The sequence below is a fragment of the Streptomyces sp. NPDC088261 genome, assembly GCF_044740805.1.
GTDB lineage: Bacteria > Actinomycetota > Actinomycetes > Streptomycetales > Streptomycetaceae > Streptomyces.
On sequence record NZ_JBIURL010000005.1, the window covers coordinates 344,212 to 361,308 of the forward strand.

A 17,097-nucleotide genomic window follows, 5' to 3' on the forward strand; every position below is an offset into this window, starting at 1 on the left:
CGCCACCGCGGCCGGGGGCCCGCGCTACGGCGCCACCGCGTAGACCTCGGCAGAGAACAGCGAGTAGCCGTACTCCGTCGCGCGGGCCTCGCCCTGGACCCGTACGAACCGGGTGTCCTTCGCGTCCATCCCGATCGCCTCCCGCCCGCCCCGGCCGTCCGAGACCGTCGCCGCCGTCCGCCAGGTGCGGCCGTCGGCCGAGACCTCGACGCGGTAGCGGCGCGCGTACGCCTCCTGCCAGGTCAGGACCACCTGCCCGACGCGCGCCGCCGCCGGGAGCTCCAGCTGCCACCAGGCGCCGTCCTCCGCCGGCGAGGACCAGCGGGTGGCGGGGTCCCCGTCGAGCGCGGCCGACGCCGGGAAGTCCGGGGTCTCGTCGCCCGAGGACGAGGCGGTCGCCCCGCGCGCGAGGTCGGGGCCGCCGGTGCGCGGCGAGGCCCGTACGGTCAGCGTGCTCCGCTCACCGCCGAAGGCGAGCGGCACCTCGTACGAACCGGCCGGCGTGCCCGCCTTCACCTCGACCTCGATGGGGACGGTCGTCAGGGCGCCGCGCGGCACGGTGGTCTTCTTCGGCACCGTCACCCGGATGCCGGACGGCGCCCTCGCGGTGAGCGATCCGCGCACCTCGCCGGGCCGCCGCCCCGCCAGCCGCGCCTCGACCGTCTCCGCCTTCCCGCCGATCTGGGCGTCCGCCTCGCGGGGTGCCAGGTCCAGCCGCGCCCCCGGCTCGTCGGCGAACCAGGGCACGACCTGCCGTACGGAGGGGGCGGGCGCGCCCGGACCCGAGACGCCCGGACCGGGAACCGCGCCCGGCCACACGATCCGTACCGCGTCGGCGCGCAGGCCCTTCGCGTCCGCCTGCGTCCAGCCGCTCGTCGACAGCGGCCCCAGCGGGCGCCAGCCCTCACCCGGGACGCGCACCTCGACGCGCGCCCCGGCGCCCGTGCCCGGCTCGGTCATCGCGGTCACCGCCGTCACCGGTCTCGCCCGGCCGAGGGCGACCGTGTAGGAGCGGGTGTCCTCGGTGACGTCCCCGCCGGCAGCGCGGTCCGCGCCCGTCCACCCCGCCGCCGCCTTCACGGCCCGGTCGAGGAACGGGTCCAGGGCGCCCTCGCCCACCACGGCCGTGCTCGCGCGCAGCTTCCCCCGCAGCGGCTCCAGCGCCAGCGACGCCCGCCACGAGTCCGCGCCGTCGCCGCGGTCCTGGGCGGTGAGCATGTCGACGGCCAGCTCCCCGGCGCGCCCGTAGCGCGCCAACTGGTCGAGCCACGGCCGTACTTCGTCGTCCAGCCGGCCCCCGGCCGTCGTCGCGAGACGTTCCGGCGCCCCGGCCATCACGGTGAAGGCGGCGCGCAGGGCGGTCGCCGCGCGGCTCCGCGCGCGTACGTCCGACGTGGCGCGGGACGCCCAGAAAGCGGTGAACAGCGGCTTGAGATAGGCGGATTCGGACGGGTCGAGGAGGGACGAGGCGTCGTTGCCCGCGAGGGCGCGCAGGGCCGCGCGGGCCGCCGCGTCCTCGCCCGCCAGGTCGTCCACGGCCGCCCGCCAGGACTCCTCCGGTACGTAACCCCGTGGATTCCAGGCGTAGTCGGCGGCGGTGAAGAGGGGGATACGGGACGCCGACGCCTGCTCCATGGCGTTGGCGAGCAGCGCGACCGAGCCGCCCGCGACGGCCGGTTCGCGGCCGGTGTACGGGCCGAGGAAGAGACGTTCCGGCTCGTAGTCGTTGACCGGGTAGTTGTCCATCGTCACCAGCGGATGCGCGAACGCGGCCTTCGCGTCCGCCAGTTCACGGCCCGTGATGGTGCGCGGTACGACCCCGACCCCTGTCCACGCCACATGGACGCCGCCGTCGAGCGTCCCGGCGAGCGCCGTGCGGTACGCGGTGACGCCGTCCTGGTGGTACTCGGTCGGCATGACCGTGAGCGGCTCGGAGTCCGGGTGCCGCTCCGCCAGATGCTCCGCCACCGCGTTCGCGACCCGGGCCTGGGCCTTCGCCGCCGCCTCGGGGCCCGAGCCGAACGTGTCGGCGTCCGCGTCGCAGTGCCACTCGCTGTAACTCACGTCCTGGAACTGGAGTTGGAAGGCCCGCACGCCCAGCGCCCACATCGCGTCGATCTTGCGGTTCAGCGCCGCCAGGTCCTTCTCCGACGTCATGCACATGGACTGCGCGGGGGCCACGGCCCAGGCGAGCGTCACATGGTTGCGTCCCGCTCGCTCGGCCAGTTCACGGAACCGGGCGCGCTCCGCCGCCGGGTACGGATCGCGCCAGCGCGCCTGCCGGAACGGGTCGTCGCCCGGCGCGTACAGGAAGCGGTTCTGCTTGGTACGCCCCATGAAGTCGAGCTGCGCCAGGCGCTCCTCGTGCGTCCAGGGCTCCCCGTAGAAGCCCTCCGTCGTACCGCGCACGAGCGTGCCCGGCCAGTCCCGTACGACCACACCCGGGACGGTCGCTCCCGCACCCGGCTTCCCGCCTGCCGTCGCGCCCTTCTTCCCGGCCGGTGCCTTCACGATCAGCTGGCGCAAGGTCTGCGCGCCGTGGAAGAGCCCGTCCTCGCCGACCCCGTCCAGCGCTATCGTGTCGCGCCCCGCGACCCGGCCCACCGCGATGCGGTACCCGCCGGACGGCAGGCCGGCGCTGTCGGGCGCGCGCAGGGCGCGCAGCGCGTCCCGCGCGCCGGTGCCGCCGGCCAGGACCACCGTGCCCGCGCCCGCCCCGAGCGGATCCGTGGCCCAGGCCTGCCCGACCGTACGGACCCCGGCGGCGCGCAGCGCGTCCGTGAGCGCCTGGACGGCGACCGGATCGGCGCCCTCGCCCGCGACGACGGTGACCAGGTCGCCGAGCGGCACCGCCCGGCCGGCCGCCTTGATCGTCTGGGGCCGGGGCCACACGTCCGGCACGGCCGCCCGGCCCTCGGGGTCGGGGGTGGCGGCCACGGGGGAGGCCGGGTCGTGCGGCGCCGCGTACGCGCCCGGCGCCCCGCCGAGAAGCCCGCCGATCACGGCCACCGCGACCGCCGTCGCCGTCCGTCCTGTACGCCCGAGCCGCACGCCGTGCCCCTCTCGTGTTCCCTGGTCCCCCCAAGACTCGCGAGGATTCGCGCCAAGCGGGGACGAGCCCACCACCCCGTGGTCGGGGTGTCAATGCGCGTGGCCGCTGTGTCTCCTTTGCCCCGTGTGATAGGCAGGGGTTCCAACTGCCGGGCGGGGGACGGATCGTGACCCGCGCAAGGCGGACCGTGACCCGACACCTCCTCACCGGCACAGGTTCACCCGCCGTACGCGCCTGCCTCCGCCTACGCTGGGTAGGGCTGTTGTGTCCTGTCCCCCAGCCCCAGGAGATGCCGTCATGGCCGCACCCGCACCGCGCCTGCTCCCCGGCCCCTCCGAACCGCCGATCCCCAGACCGTCGGTGCCGGGCCCCGCGCAAGCCGCGCCCGGCCCGCTGACCAGTGAACCGCCGCTCGCCGACGCGGAACCGCTGACCAGTGAGCCCCCGCTCGCCGACACCGCCCCCCTCACCAGCGAACCGACAGCTCCCGGCACCGCCGGGGGCACGGAGTCCCCAGGAGTCTGAATGGGCCTGGCCAGGCTCGCCGCACTGCACGGTGTCGCCACCTCGTACGCCCCCTCGCCCGACGTCACGGTCCAGGTCCCGGACGACACCGTCGTGGCGGTGCTCGCCGCGCTCGGGGTCGACGCGTCCACGCCCGAGGCGGTGACGGACGCGCTCACCCGCGCGGAAGCCACCGCCGCCGAGCGGCTGCTGCCCCCGACGGTGGTGCTGTGGAGCGCCCCCGAGGAGGAGCGGCCCGGGATCCCCGCCGCCCTGACGGCGCTGCCGCCCGGCACGACCCTCCAGGTGGAGCCGGAGGACGGCGGTACGCCCCCGCTCGCGGAACCCGCCACCGACCCCGCCGCCGTGGTGGCCGGCGCGCCCCTCGGCGTCCACCGGCTCACCGCGCGCGCCCCCGACGGCCGTACGGCCACCGTCACCCTGGTGGTCGCCCCCCATCAGGTACCGCAGCCCCCGCCCCGTACCCACGGCTTCCTGGTGCAGCTCTACTCCCTGCTCTCCGAGCGCTCCTGGGGCATGGGCGACCTCGGGGACCTCGCCGAGCTGGCCGCCTGGTCGGGCCGGCACCTCGGCGCGGGCTTCGTCCAGATCAACCCGCTGCACGCCGCCGTCCCCGGCGACCCGACCGACCCCTCGCCGTACCGCCCCTCCTCGCGCCGCTTCCCCGACCCGGTCCACCTGCGGATCGAGGCCGTGCCGGAGTACGCGTACGTACGCGGCGCGGACCGCGAACAGCTCGACGCCCTCGGCGAGAAGGCCGACGCCCTGCGCGCGTCCGTCCTCGGCGAGGACGCGCTGATCGACCGCGACGCCGTATGGGCCCTCAAGCTCCCCGCCCTGGAGATCCTGGCGGCCGTCCCCCTCGGCCCCGGGCGCGCCGCCGAGTACGCCGACTTCCTCGCCGCCCAGGGGCAGGCCCTGGAGGACCACGCCACCTGGTACGCGCTCGCCGAGGCGCACGGCCCGCGGTGGCACGAGTGGCCGGCCGGGCTGCGCGACCCGCGCTCGCCCGAGACCGCCCGGGCCCGCCGCGACCTGTCCGGCCGCGTCGGCTTCCACCGCCGGCTGGCCTGGCTGACCGACCAGCAGCTCGCCGCCGCGTCCGGCGCCGCGCGGGAGGCGGGCATGGCCGTCGGGATCGTCCACGACCTCGCCGTCGGCGTGCACCCCGGGGGAGCCGACGCCTGGGCCCAGCAGGACGCCTTCGCCGCCGGCATGTCGGTCGGCGCCCCGCCCGACGCCTTCAACGCCCTCGGTCAGGACTGGGGCCTGCCGCCCTGGCGCCCCGACGTCCTGGCCGCGTCCGGCTACGCCCCGTATCGCGGCCTGCTCCAGGGCCTGCTGCGGAACGCCGGGGCGCTGCGCATCGACCATGTGATGGGGCTGTTCCGGCTCTGGTGGGTCCCGCAGGGCGAGCAGCCCACCCAGGGAACGTATGTGCGGTACGACGCCGAGGCGATGCTCGCCGTCCTCGCCCTGGAGGCGCACCGCGCGGGCGCCCCGGTCGTCGGGGAGGATCTCGGCACGGTCGAGCCGGGGGTGCGCGAGGCGCTGGAGCGGCGCGGGGTGCTCGGCACGTCCGTGCTCTGGTTCGAACGGGACTGGGAGGGGCCGGGACAGCCGCCCCTGCCCCCGGAGACCTGGCGTGAGGACTGCGTCGCCACCGCCACCACCCACGACCTGCCGTCCACCGCCGCCCGGTTGACCGGCGAGCACGTGGAACTGCGCCACCGGCTGGGGCTCCTCACCCGCCCGCTGGACCAGGAACAGGCCGAGGACCGCGCGGAGGTCGGGGAGTGGCTCACGTACCTGGAGCGCCTGGGGCTGCTGCCCGGGGGCCCCGGTGACGAGGAGGAGGAGATCCGCGCGGTCTACCGCTTCCTGCTGCACACCCCGGCGCGGATGGTCGGGGTCTGGCTGCCGGACGCGGTGGGCGACCGCAGGCCGCAGAACCTGCCGGGGACGTGGGACCAGTACCCCAACTGGCGCCTGCCGGTGGCGGACGCGACGGGCCGGCCGATGACGCTGGAGGAACTGGCCGCGTCCCCCCGGCTGCACCGCCTGATGGACGTGCTGCGCCCGTGACGGCCGGGACGCGCGCCAGGGCCGTACGCGCGACGGGAGAGGGAGCCGTACGGGAGGCACGCCGATCCGTACGGGACCCCGCGCGCGCGGCGGACCCGGCCGTTCGCTACGTTGGCATCGTGGACAAGAAGAACGCGATGCGCGCGGGCGCCCTGGCGGCCGGTACGACGCTGATGATGCTGCTCATGACGTCCCCGGCGCTCGCACTGAGCCGCGACGACGGTGACGACCCGGGCCCCGGCCTGAGCGTGGTGGAGACCCTCGGCCTGTTCGTGGGCATCCCGCTGCTGCTGTTCGCGATCATCACCGGCCTGGTGCTGGTCCTGGACAAGTCGCACCCGTCCCACCGCGTCACCAAGCCGAAGCAGGGCTGACCACCCGCCCCACGCCCCGGCAGAGCGCCGCACGCCCGCCGTGCGGCGCTTTCGCGTACCCGAATCCCCTCGGGGCGAAGACCGCCGACACCCCGAAGAGGTCCCGCCGTCCGAGAGACAGCGGGACCTCCGGGATCGCGGGCCAAGCTCTAGACGACCGGCGCCGCCGCCGCGTCCGCCTCCTGGGCGCGCAGCGCGCGCTCCACGCCCGCGCGCGACTCCGAGATCAGCCGCCGCAGCGCCGCGTTCGGGCCGGCCGACGCCAGCCACGCGTCCGTCGCGTCCAGCGTCTCCCGCGAGACCTGGAGCGACGGGTACAGCCCGACCGCCACCTGCTGCGCCATCTCGTGCGAACGGGACTCCCACACCTCGGCGACCGCCGCGAAGTACTTCTCCGTGTACGGAGCGAGCAGCTCACGCTGGTCGGTCTGGACGAAGCCGCCGATCACCGCCTCCTGGAGGGAGTTCGGCAGCTTGTCGCTCTCCACCACCGACTCCCACGCCTCCGCCTTGGCCTCGGCCGTCGGCCGCGCCGCCCGGGCCGCCGTCGCGTGCTGCTCGCCCGCCGAGGTCTTGTCGCGCTCGTACTCCGCCGCGATCTCCTCCGTGTCGTGCAGTCCCACCGCCGCCAGCCGCTGGACGAACGCCCAGCGCAGCTCGGTGTCGACGGCCAGGCCCTCGACCGTCTCCGTACCGTCCAGCAAGCCCTGCAACAGGTCGAGCTGCTGCGGCGTACGGGCCGTCGACGCGAACGCGCGCGCCCACGCCAGCTGGTGGTCGCTGCCCGGCTCCGCCGCCCGCAGGTGCGCCAGCGTCGCCTCCGTCCACTGCGTCAGACCCGTCTCGCGCCACACCGGCGCCGCGTACAGGTCGAGCGCCAGCTTCACCTGGCGGTGCAACGACTGCACGACGCCGATGTCCGTCTCCTTGGAGATGCCGGACAGCACCAGCGCCAGGTAGTCGCGCGTCGCCAGCTCGCCGTCCCGCGTCATGTCCCACGCGGAGGCCCAGGACAGGGCGCGCGGCAGGGACTCCGCGAAGTCCCCGAGGTGCGCGGTGACGACCCGCAGCGACTCCTCGTCCAGGCGGACCTTCGCGTACGACAGGTCGTCGTCGTTGAGCAGGACCACCGCCGGACGCGGGGTGTTCGCCGGGAACGGCACCTCCGTGCGCTCCCCGTCGACGTCCAGCTCGATCCGGTTCGTACGGACCAGCTTGCCGTTCCCGTCCAGGTCGTAGCACCCGATCGCGATCCGGTGCGGCCGCAGGACGGGCTCGCCCTTGGCCCCGGCGGGCAGCGCGGGCGCCTCCTGCGTGACGGAGAACGACGCCACGTGGCCCGCCGCGTCGAGGGTGATCTCCGGGCGCAGGATGTTGATCCCGGCCGTCTCCAGCCACGCCTTCGACCAGGCCTTGAGGTCGCGCCCTGAGGTCTCCTCCAGCGCGCCCAGCAGGTCGGAGAGGCGGGAGTTCCCGAAGGCGTGGGCCTTGAAGTACGCCTGCACGCCGCGGAAGAACTCGTCCTGGCCGACGTACGCGACCAGCTGCTTGAGCACCGAGGCGCCCTTGGCGTACGTGATGCCGTCGAAGTTGACGAGTACGTCGTCCAGGTCGCGGATGTCCGCCATGATCGGGTGCGTGGAGGGCAGCTGGTCCTGCCGGTAGGCCCAGGTCTTCATGGAGTTGGCGAACGTCGTCCACGACTGCGGCCACCGCGAGCCCGGCGCGTCGGCCTGGCAGGCGATCGAGGTGTACGTGGCGAACGACTCGTTCAGCCAGAGGTCGTTCCACCACTCCATGGTGACCAGGTCGCCGAACCACATGTGGGCCAGCTCGTGCAGGATGGTCTCGGCGCGCGTCTCGTACGCCGCGTCCGTCACCTTCGAGCGGAAGACGTACTGGTCGCGGATGGTCACCGCGCCCGCGTTCTCCATCGCGCCCGCGTTGAACTCCGGCACGAACAGCTGGTCGTACTTGGCGAAGGGGTAGTCGTAGGCGAACTTCTCCTGGAACCAGTCGAACCCCTGCCGCGTGACCTCGAAGATCGCGTCCGCGTCCAGGAACTCCGCCAGCGAGGGCCGGCAGTAGATGCCCAGCGGCACCGACTGCCCGTCCTTCTCGTACGAGCTGTGCACCGCGTGGTACGGGCCGGCGATCAGCGCGGTGATGTACGTCGAGATGCGCGGGGTCGGCGCGAAGTGCCAGAGGTTGTCCTCCGGCTCCGGGGTCGGCGAGTTGGAGATGACCGTCCAGCCCTCGGGGGCCCGTACGGAGAACTGGAACGTCGCCTTGAGGTCCGGCTGCTCGAACGACGCGAACACGCGCCGGGCGTCGGGGACCTCGAACTGCGTGTACAAGTACGCCTGTTCGTCGACCGGGTCGACGAACCGGTGCAGCCCCTCGCCGGTGTTCGTGTACGCGCACTCCGCGACGACCGTCAGGTCGTTCGGACCCTCCAGGAGGCCGGCCAGCGCGATCCGCGAGTCCTTGAAGACGGCGGCGGCGTCCAGCGGGGTGCCGTTGAGGACGACCTCGTGGACGGCGGGCGCCACCAGGTCGATGAAGGTCTCTGCCCCGGCCTCCGCGCTGTCGAAGCGCACCGTGGTCACGGACCGGTAGGTGCCGCCCTCCTGCGCGCCGCTCAGATCGAGATCGATCGCGTACGAGTCCACGGTGAGCAGGCGCGCACGCAGCTGCGCCTCCTCGCGGGTCAGATTTGTGCCAGGCACCCGGTCATCTCCTCGGTATAGGGCGTTTCGGCCCATCCTTCCACGGCGGGTCGCGTTCACCCGATCGTGGGGACCCCGGGCTACCGTGGCGGGGAGAACGGGCGCCGTCCCTACGCTGACGGCGGAAGGAGGCGCCGCGATGACCCTGACGCATCACGAGACTGCCGAGGAAACCGTGCGGGACGACACCGGGCACGAACTGCTGCGCTTTCTGGAGACCCTCCCTGAGCTCGATCAGCTGCGGATCGAGCTCATCGACGGAAAGATCGTCATGCAGGCATCGGCCGCCCCGTTCCACAACCGCATCGTGGCCAGGCTTTCGGCCCAGTTCCTCGCCGAGGAGTGGGAGGTGCTGCCCGAGCAGGCGATGATCTCCGACATCTCCAGTTTCGAGCCGAAGGCGGACCTGACCGTCACCACGGCCGAGAAGATCGCGGACAACCGCAATCCGCTCCCGGCCGACCGCGTCGACCTGGTGGTCGAGGTGGTCTCGTCGGACCGGGACAGCGACTACGTCAAGAAGCGCATGTGGTACGCGATGAGCGAGGTGCCGTTCTACCTGCTCGTCGACCCGAACGACGGCACGGTCGAACTGTGCTCGCACCCGGACCCGCGCAAGCTCCGCTACCGGACGACCGACCGCTTCCAGTTCGGCGACACCGTCGAGCTGCCGGCCCCCTTCTCGTTCGGTGTCGACACGTCGCAGTTCAAGCTGTACCCGCCGAAGCCACCGCGGTGAGCGCGGCGCGACAGTGCGGGGCCGGTCGGGCGGCCCGCCCCGCGCGCGTCCGGGGTCAGCCCGTCAGTTCCGCCGCCACCAGCTCCGCGATCTGGACCGCGTTCAGTGCCGCGCCCTTGCGCAGGTTGTCGTTGGAGACGAAGAGCGCCAGACCGTTCTCGACCGTCTCGTCGACCCGGATCCGGCCCACGAACGACGCGTCCTTCCCCGCCGCCTGGAGCGGGGTCGGGATGTCGGACAGCTCGACGCCCGGCGCGTCCTTGAGCAGCTCGTACGCCCGCTCCACGCTGATCGGGCGGTCGAACCGTACGTTCACCTGGAGCGAGTGCCCCGAGAACACCGGCACCCGTACGCAGGTCCCGGACACCTTCAGCTCCGGGATCTCCAGGATCTTGCGGGACTCGTTGCGGAGCTTCTGCTCCTCGTCGGTCTCGAAGGAGCCGTCGTCCACGAGGCTGCCCGCGAGCGGCACCACGTTGAAGGCGATGGGGCGCTGGTAGACGGCCGGCGCGGGGAACTCGACCGCCCCGCCGTCGTGCGTCAGCCTGTCCGCGTCGGCGACGACCTGCTTCACCTGGCCGTGCAGCTCGGCGACCCCGGCCAGGCCCGACCCGGAGACCGCCTGGTAGGTGGTGGCGACCAGCGCGGCGAGCCCCGCCTCCTCGTGCAGCGGGCGCAGCACGGGCATGGCGGCCATCGTGGTGCAGTTCGGGTTGGCGATGATGCCCTTGGGGCGGTCCTTGATCGCGTGCGGGTTGACCTCGGAGACGACCAGCGGGACCTGGGGGTCACGCCGCCACGCGGACGAGTTGTCGATCACGACGGCGCCCTGCGCGGCGACCTTCTCGGCCAGCGCCTTCGAGGTCGCCCCCCCGGCGGAGAAGATCACGATGTCCAGCCCGGACCAGTCGGCCGTACCGGAGTCCTCGACCGTGACCGGCGTGCCCCGCCAGTCCAGCGTGGACCCGGCGGACCGGGCGGAGGCGAAGAGCCGCAGCTCGGTGACCGGGAAGCTCCGCTCGGCCAGGATCCTGAGCATGACTGTGCCGACCTGACCGGTGGCTCCGACGATTCCGACCTTCACGGGGTCTCCTCCGTATGTACGAGCGGCATGGGTGCCGTGCCGCTCCATCATGCGTATCACCCTGCCCGTGTTGTCCAGTCGGTTGTCCAGGACGCGGACCGGACGGGGGCCGGGGCGCGGACGGGACCGGGGCCCGGGGCGCGGACCGGACAGCGGAAGGGGCGGGCGCCCGTCCGGACGCCCGCCCCCTCCTTCAGCAGTACCGCGCCGTTACGGCGTGACGCTGCCGATCACCACACTGCCGGTGCCCGCGGACGTGCCGCGCGCGTTCAGCAGCTGCACGTCACCGAAGAACTGGCGTCCCTCGGGAGCCGCGCTGTTCACCACGACATCGGCCGTGACCTGCGCCGACGCGCCGTTGGCGAGCTTGACCGGCTTGGTGTCGTCGACCTTGATGGAGCCCAGCGACGGCGAGTAGTAGACGTCGCGGTAGTTGAACTCCGTCGTGCCGGCCGGCACCGAGTAGCCGTCCACCACGACGGTGTACGTACCGGCGACCGGGTTGACGAGGCTGACCGACTCCTCGGAGTCGCCGTCCGCCGACTGCCCCACGACCACGTTGCCCCGGGCGACCGTCAGGTCGAGGTCCGCGGACGGGTCGGAGGTGCCGCCGATGGCGACGTCCAGGCGGGTCACGCCCTCACCGACGACGATCGTGGAGACGAGCGAGCCGCCGTCCTCGATCGACGGCCGGTCGATCTTCGCCGAGCCCAGCGAGCCGCCCGACAGCTTGCCGTCGATGGCGGCGAAGTTGTTCTTGACCGTCCACCGGACCGGGGTCGGCGTGCCGATCTTCGCCTCGGGCAGCGTGGTCACCGCCGGGTCGAAGGTCGCGCCGAGCACCGACACGTCGAGCGTGTACTTGTTGTCGAGCAGCGGCGAGGTACGACGCGCCTCGACCTCGATCTCCCACACGCCGGGGGCCGGGTCCACGTACGAACGCACGTCCGGGCGGCAGGTGTTGGCGGGGTTCTCGTAGTTCGGGTAGCAGAAGATCGTCGAGCTGTCCTCGACCGGCAGACCGTACGGGTGGATCGAGATGAACCGGGTCTGGCTGTCCTTGGCGAGTCCGCCGAGCGCCACCTCCAGGGTCTTCGCGCCCTCCGGCACCGTCAGGAAGTACGACTTCGAGCTGTTGCGCTGCACCGAACCGTTCGCCTTGAAGGCGTACGACGGCTTCGCCAGCTCCTTGGAGACGACCACGGTGGCGAGGATCTGCTTGTCCACACCCTCCGTACGACGGTCGTCCGCCTCCAGGATGGCGCTGTGCACGCCGGCCGAGGAGGGGCGGGCCTGGACGGTGACGGTGACCGGCTGGTTCAGCGGCAGCTTGACCTTGTCACTGCCGAGCAGACGGAAGGTGCCGTCGTTGTTCTTCCAGTCCAGCCGGTGCTCCACGGCGCCCTTGGGGCCGGTGGTCCGGGTGATGGTGACGTCGTACGTCCGGCTCTTGCCGGCCTGGAGGCCGCCCTCGCGGTCGTACAGACCCGTACCGAAGCCGGGGGTCTCCAGCGCGTAGTCGATCGCGGTGTCGACCGGGGCCTTCACCGTGTACTCGTGCGCGGTGGCGCCGTGCTCGATCTCCTTCCACGCCTTGACGACGTCGATGAGACCCGCGCCCTGCTCGTGCGCCTGGAGACCGGGGATCTTGTCGGCGCTGCTGGTGAGCGCCGTCCGCAGGTCGGCGGGGGTGAGCGTGCGGTGCTTCTGCTTGGCGGCCGAGATCAGCAGCGCGCTCGCGCCGGTGGCCTGCGGGGACGCCATCGAGGTGCCCTGGAGCATGGAGTAGCCGGGCGGCAGGGTGTAGCCCGCCTCGGCGACCGGGCCGCCGGGGTACCAGGTCTGCGTGCTGTTGATCGCCGCGCCGGGCGCGGTGATGGTCGGCGTGAAGCCGCCGTCCTCACGCGGGCCGCGCGCCGAGAACGGCAGCAGGCCGTACTTCGTCGTCACGCCGGAGCCGTAGTTGGCGGCCCAGGTCTCCTTGGAGATGGAGGCGCCGACGGAGATGACCTTGTCCGCCACGGCGGGGTCGCTGATGGTGTTGGTGCCGGGGCCGTCGTTGCCGGCCGAGATCACCAGCTGCACGCCGTACGTGTCGATCAGCTGCGTGTACAGCTGGGCGCGCGCGTTGTTGGCGTCGTTGAGCGCCGGCAGGCCGCCGATGGACATGTTGACGATGTCGACGCCACGGTTGGCGACGAGGTCGATCATGCCCTCGGTCAGCGCGATGTTGGTGCAGCCGCCGCTCCACGTGCAGGCGCGGGAGGAGACCAGCTTGGCGCCGGGGGCGGCGCCGTTCATCTTGCCGCCGAACAGGCCGTTGGCGGCGGTGATGCCGGCGACGTGCGTGCCGTGCTCGCCCTGGATCACACCGATGTTGACGTAGTCCGACGTGGCGCCGGACCCGTTGTAGACGACGTCCTTGCGGATCTCGACGACGAACGGGATGCGCTCGACGATCGGGGTCGCCGGGTTGTCCGTACCGAAGTAGCCGATCTGGAAGCCGTCCTTGTACGGCTTCAGCGCGGTGTCGTTCGTGAAGTTGCCGTCGTTGTTCAGGTCGACCCGCACGGTGCCGTTCGCCGGGTCGTAGAGCACGCCCCAGACGTCGGTCGTGTCGCCGTCGCGGTTGAGGTCACCGGCCATGTCGCCGCCGACCGTGACGCGCTCGGCGAAGGTGCTGAACTTGAAGGCGCCGGCCGGCGCCGTCCAGGTCCGGCCCGCGGCCGTGAACGTGGGACCGCTGACGGCGCCGGTCATCCGCAGCCAGGTGCCGTCGCCGTCGGACACCGGGTCCGTCGCGGTCACCCAGTCGACGATCTTGCGCTCGCCCGTGGTGGTCTTCTGGAGGGCCGGGTGGCCCAGGTCGACACCGGAGTCCAGGATGCCGATGGTGACACCGCGGCCGTCGGCCTTCGGGTGCTGCTTGACGAAGTCGACCGCGCCCGTCTCGAAGGACGGGTTGTACGGGTTCTTCGCCGGAGTTTTACTGCTCGGCGCCGGGTACTTCTGGACGGCGGAGCCCTTCGAGCCCTTCGCGTGCGCGACCGTGTCGGCCGCCGGCGTCGGGTCGTCCAGCTGGATCTCCTGCTTGAGATCGATGCCGCGGACGGAGGAGAGCTTCGCGGCCGCCTTGATCGCCGCGTCCGCCTTGGCGGTCGGGAGCGTGGCGCGTACGTAACCGAGCTTGTCGTACGTCTTGCCGACGGTCGCACCCGCGACGTCGTTCAGCTGGCCCGCCACCTGCTCGGTCGCACCGGGGGCGGTGGCGACCATCAGCGTGACGGTCTTCGTGCCCTCGGCCTCGGCCTGGGACAGCAGTTGGGCGTCCACGGCGCCGAGCTTGTCGGACGCCCGGTCGGACTTCACGGCGGCGGTGGCGGCCGGGTCGTCGGTGCCCGTCTCGGAGAACGCGGGGGCGGCGCCCGTGGCGATCAGCGCGGCCACCAGGCCGGCGGCTGCCGCGATCCTGGCCACGCGTCTCGGCCCGGATATGGAGCCTGCGGATTCGGAGGTCATCAGCATCCCTGTGGTGTGGAAGAGAAGATCCGGATTTCGGTACCGGTGACCGCTCAGCTTTTCTTACACAACAGGGGTTTGTGGAGTGTTGTCGGCGGCGGGATTCGGTCATGGCGTACACCCGCCAACGCGGGTCACCCGCCAGGCGGGAGGAACCGGCTCAAACCGGCGAACATGCCCGGCCCGCGCGGTCGTTGGGCGGAGCACCGGAGTGAATCCGTCCGCTCTGCGGACACATGACGCGCGTAGTACGCGGCCGGAGGCGGCCCTCCCGTATTCTGCCGCCGCCGTTCCCGAACGACCGGAACACGGTCAACCCCGCCGCGCCGGGCAACTCCCCGCGCCCCGCCGCGGTCCTGTCCGCCGACCGCACCTCACGCACGGAGGAGTTCCCCATGTCGGCACGTACGGCCCCCGCTCACCGCCCGGCGACCCGCGTCGCCCGCCGCGCGACGCACCGCGCCCGTCTCGCCTGGACCGGCGCGCTGGCGGCGGCGGCCCTCGCGTCCACCGCGCTGGCCGGCCCCGCCGTGGCGAACGCGCCGGCGGAGGGTTCCGGTCCCGGCGCGGCGGCCTCCGCCGTACGGGACGCCGGAGCGCCGCACGCCGCCACCCAGCGGGCCCTCGACGCCGCCGTCGCGGACGGCGTGCCCGGCGTCCTCGCCCGGGTCACCACCCGTACCGGCGCCTGGTCGGGCACCGCGGGGGTGGGGGACACGGCCACCGGCCGCGAGCGCGGCGCACGGGACCACTTCCGCGTCGGCTCCGTCACCAAGACCTTCGTGTCGACCGTCCTGCTCCAACTGGAGGCCGAGGGACGGCTCGACCTGGACGACACCGTCGACCACTGGCTGCCCGGGGTGGTCAGCGGCAACGGGCACGACGGACGCCGGGTGACCCTCCGTCAGCTCCTCAACCACACCAGCGGCGTCTACAGCTACACCGCCGACCCCGGCTTCCAGCAGAAGGTCTTCACCACCGACTTCCTCAAGAACCGCTACCGGACCTGGCAGCCGGGCGAACTCGTCGCGCTCGCCATGGGACACGCGCCGGACTTCGCCCCCGGCACGGACTGGAACTACTCCAACACCAACTACGTGCTCGCCGGGATGGTCGTGGAGAAGGTGACGGGACGCCCGTACGCCACCGAGATCGAACGCCGCATCCTGCGGCCCCTGCACCTCACGGGCACCCGCCTGCCCGGTACGGACCCCCGGCTGCCGCGGCCGTCGGGACGCGCGTACGCCGTCCTCGCCGACGACCCGGAGCGGACGGTCCACGACGTCACCGAACTCAACGCGACGGTGGCGGGGGCCGCCGGGAGCATGATCTCCGACGCTGCCGACCTCAACCGGTTCTTCGGCGCGCTGCTCACGGGCCGGCTGCTGCCCCCGGCCCAGCTCAAGGAGATGAAGACCACCGTCGCGCTCGGCAGCGGCGAGGACGGCGGGGTCGTCGGCTACGGACTCGGCCTGGAGAAGACCCGGTTGTCCTGCGGCACGGTCGTCTGGGGCCACACCGGCGGGATCCACGGCTCCTCCTCGGGCGCCTTCACCACCGCCGACGGCACGCACGCGCTCTCCCTGAACTTCAACGCCGACTGGGCCGGTGACCCGGCGACGGTCGTGGAGGCGGAGTTCTGCGGCTGAGCCCGGACCCGGAGAGACTGGAGAGACCAAAAAGAGGGGACGGGCGCGGGCCGCGCCCGTCCCCTTCTTTTTGTGCCCGAGCCTTCGGGCCCCGCCTCACCTCGGCAGGACCTCCACGTACGCGGCCGGATCCCTCTCGTCCGCCGCCGTCAGCGCCGTACCGACCACCATCGCCTGCTGCTCCAGGGACTCCCGCAGTTTTCTCGGCGTCAGATGCACGACGGTGACGCCCAGCCGCTCCAGGTGCTCCCGCTTGCGGGCGTACTCCGCCCAGATCGCGTCGTCGTCCTGCGGCCCGCCCGGCCCGCCCACCCGGGGCGCCCGCGTGTCCAGCTCCACGGCCACCGCCTGCTCCGGCCAGTACGCGTCCACCCCGCCCAGGTGCGGTCCGCCCGGCAGCCGCAGGTCGACGTTCCAGACCGGGTCGGGCAGCGCGTACGTCCGCACCATCTCGTAGAGCCGCCCCTCGGCCAGCGACCGCCCCTCGGCGAGCAGCGCGTCCACCGCGTCCACCACATGCGGCCGGGCCAGCAGCCGCGCCTGACTCAACTCCCGTACGAGAGAGGAAGGCTCGCAGTGCCCGCCCCGTACGGACTCGGTCAGCAGCGCCCGTACGACAGCCGCGTCCGACAGCTCCGCGACCGCGTCGGCCACCGCGCGCGCCACCGGCGCCACCGGCACCCCGGTCACCAGCTCGGGCCGGGGCAGGGAGTGGGCGCGGATCAGCCGGGCGAACCTGGTGGACCGCAGCCGGCGGGTACGGGGCACCAGCACGTCGATCAGGTCGAGCGCCCGCAGGCCCGGGGTGGACCCGAAGCCGTGCAGGGCGAGGGCGGCGAGACCGGTGATCATCACACCGCCGTACGGGGACGCCGACCGGGAGGCAGGCCGGGACGAGGCCGACCGGGACGAGGCCGACCCGGACGCCGCCGCCGGGCGACCGCCGGAGGAGGAGCCGGGCTGCGCCGGAACGCTCTTCGCCCCCTCGGGGCCGGGGCGTCCCGCGTACAGCAGCACCGCGTGCAGCCGCTCCTCGCTCGTCGGCGGCCCCGGGTGCAACAGGTAGACCCCCGGCAGCGGTTGCTGCCAGGGGCCACCGGCGCGGCACTGCGCGGCGGCGCGCGCGGCCGCGACCCCGTGCTCGCGTAGCTGCGCGGCCGAGAGCACGCGGTGGCGCACGTCGTGACCGAGGGGACGGAGGGGGCGGGGGGTGACCGGGGTGTTGTTGTTCATGCCCGGGGTCTGCCCGCCCTGTGACCGCCTTCTAACCCGTTGTTACACGTTCGTCGGCAAAACCGGACAAGCTCGCCCTAAAGTACGGGCCTTCGGCTGCCGATCATG

The 17,097-nt window shown here is 73.1% G+C and carries 10 protein-coding genes; 5 read left to right on the forward strand and 5 right to left on the reverse strand.

Features of this window, described 5'->3' with window-relative positions:
* Nucleotides 1–24: 24 nt before the first annotated feature.
* Entirely contained in the window at nucleotides 25–3,051 is a 3,027-nt protein-coding gene (locus ACIODU_RS13430; RefSeq protein WP_401767244.1) for a beta-N-acetylglucosaminidase domain-containing protein, read from the reverse strand.
* 298 nt (nucleotides 3,052–3,349) lie between these two features.
* Here ACIODU_RS13430 and ACIODU_RS13435 point away from each other — a divergent pair, with 298 nt between their 5' ends.
* The 3 genes from ACIODU_RS13435 (at nucleotide 3,350) to ACIODU_RS13445 (ending at nucleotide 6,036) form a co-directional block, all read left to right on the forward strand.
* Nucleotides 3,350–3,577 (forward strand): hypothetical protein, encoded by a 228-nt coding sequence (locus ACIODU_RS13435; RefSeq protein ID WP_401767245.1) that lies wholly within the window; start codon nucleotides 3,350–3,352, stop codon nucleotides 3,575–3,577.
* Nucleotides 3,578–5,662: a 4-alpha-glucanotransferase gene (gene malQ, locus ACIODU_RS13440; RefSeq protein ID WP_401767247.1), complete on the forward strand. Its 2,085-nt coding sequence runs from the start codon at nucleotides 3,578–3,580 to the stop codon at nucleotides 5,660–5,662.
* Nucleotides 5,663–5,781: 119 nt separating this feature from the next.
* Nucleotides 5,782–6,036: a hypothetical protein gene (locus ACIODU_RS13445; RefSeq protein WP_161310026.1), complete on the forward strand. Its 255-nt coding sequence runs from the start codon at nucleotides 5,782–5,784 to the stop codon at nucleotides 6,034–6,036.
* Nucleotides 6,037–6,185: 149 nt separating this feature from the next.
* Here the strand turns inward: ACIODU_RS13445 and pepN are convergent, their stop codons facing one another.
* Nucleotides 6,186–8,765 carry an aminopeptidase N gene (pepN, locus tag ACIODU_RS13450; protein WP_401767249.1) on the reverse strand — a complete coding sequence of 860 codons (2,580 nt, stop codon included), beginning with the start codon at nucleotides 8,763–8,765 and terminating at the stop codon, nucleotides 6,186–6,188.
* Between the two features lie 139 nt (nucleotides 8,766–8,904).
* Here pepN and ACIODU_RS13455 point away from each other — a divergent pair, with 139 nt between their 5' ends.
* The gene (locus ACIODU_RS13455; protein WP_401767251.1) at nucleotides 8,905–9,504 is read left to right on the forward strand and encodes a Uma2 family endonuclease; all 600 of its coding nucleotides are present in this window, start codon (nucleotides 8,905–8,907) and stop codon (nucleotides 9,502–9,504) included.
* A 55-nt stretch (nucleotides 9,505–9,559) separates the two neighbouring features.
* Here the strand turns inward: ACIODU_RS13455 and ACIODU_RS13460 are convergent, their stop codons facing one another.
* Both ACIODU_RS13460 and ACIODU_RS13465 read right to left on the reverse strand, forming a co-directional pair.
* A complete protein-coding gene (locus ACIODU_RS13460) occupies nucleotides 9,560–10,588 on the reverse strand; it encodes an aspartate-semialdehyde dehydrogenase (RefSeq protein WP_401767252.1) in 1,029 nt (342 codons plus the stop codon).
* A 210-nt stretch (nucleotides 10,589–10,798) separates the two neighbouring features.
* Nucleotides 10,799–14,113, reverse strand: coding sequence for a S8 family serine peptidase (locus tag ACIODU_RS13465; RefSeq protein ID WP_401767253.1), 3,315 nt, complete (start codon nucleotides 14,111–14,113; stop codon nucleotides 10,799–10,801).
* A 389-nt stretch (nucleotides 14,114–14,502) separates the two neighbouring features.
* On the opposite strand from ACIODU_RS13465, the gene ACIODU_RS13470 reads away from it, so the two are divergent.
* Nucleotides 14,503–15,756 carry a serine hydrolase domain-containing protein gene (locus tag ACIODU_RS13470; RefSeq protein WP_401767255.1) on the forward strand — a complete coding sequence of 418 codons (1,254 nt, stop codon included), beginning with the start codon at nucleotides 14,503–14,505 and terminating at the stop codon, nucleotides 15,754–15,756.
* 96 nt (nucleotides 15,757–15,852) lie between these two features.
* On the opposite strand, the gene ACIODU_RS13475 is transcribed toward ACIODU_RS13470, so the two are convergent.
* On the reverse strand, nucleotides 15,853–16,989 hold the full coding sequence (locus ACIODU_RS13475; RefSeq protein WP_401767257.1) for a hypothetical protein: 1,137 nt from the start codon (nucleotides 16,987–16,989) through the stop codon (nucleotides 15,853–15,855).
* Between the last annotated feature and the right edge of the window lie 108 nt (nucleotides 16,990–17,097).

Excerpts from the sequence above, each read along its gene's own strand:
- ACIODU_RS13435 (WP_401767245.1), top strand. The coding sequence starts at position 3,350 with ATGGCCGCACCCGCACCGCGCCTGCTCCCCGGCCCCTCCGAACCGCCG.
- malQ (WP_401767247.1), top strand. The coding sequence starts at position 3,578 with ATGGGCCTGGCCAGGCTCGCCGCACTGCACGGTGTCGCCACCTCGTAC.
- ACIODU_RS13455 (WP_401767251.1), top strand. The coding sequence starts at position 8,905 with ATGACCCTGACGCATCACGAGACTGCCGAGGAAACCGTGCGGGACGAC.
- ACIODU_RS13465 (WP_401767253.1), bottom strand. The coding sequence starts at position 14,113 with ATGCTGATGACCTCCGAATCCGCAGGCTCCATATCCGGGCCGAGACGC.
- ACIODU_RS13470 (WP_401767255.1), top strand. The coding sequence starts at position 14,503 with ATGTCGGCACGTACGGCCCCCGCTCACCGCCCGGCGACCCGCGTCGCC.
- ACIODU_RS13475 (WP_401767257.1), bottom strand. The coding sequence starts at position 16,989 with ATGAACAACAACACCCCGGTCACCCCCCGCCCCCTCCGTCCCCTCGGT.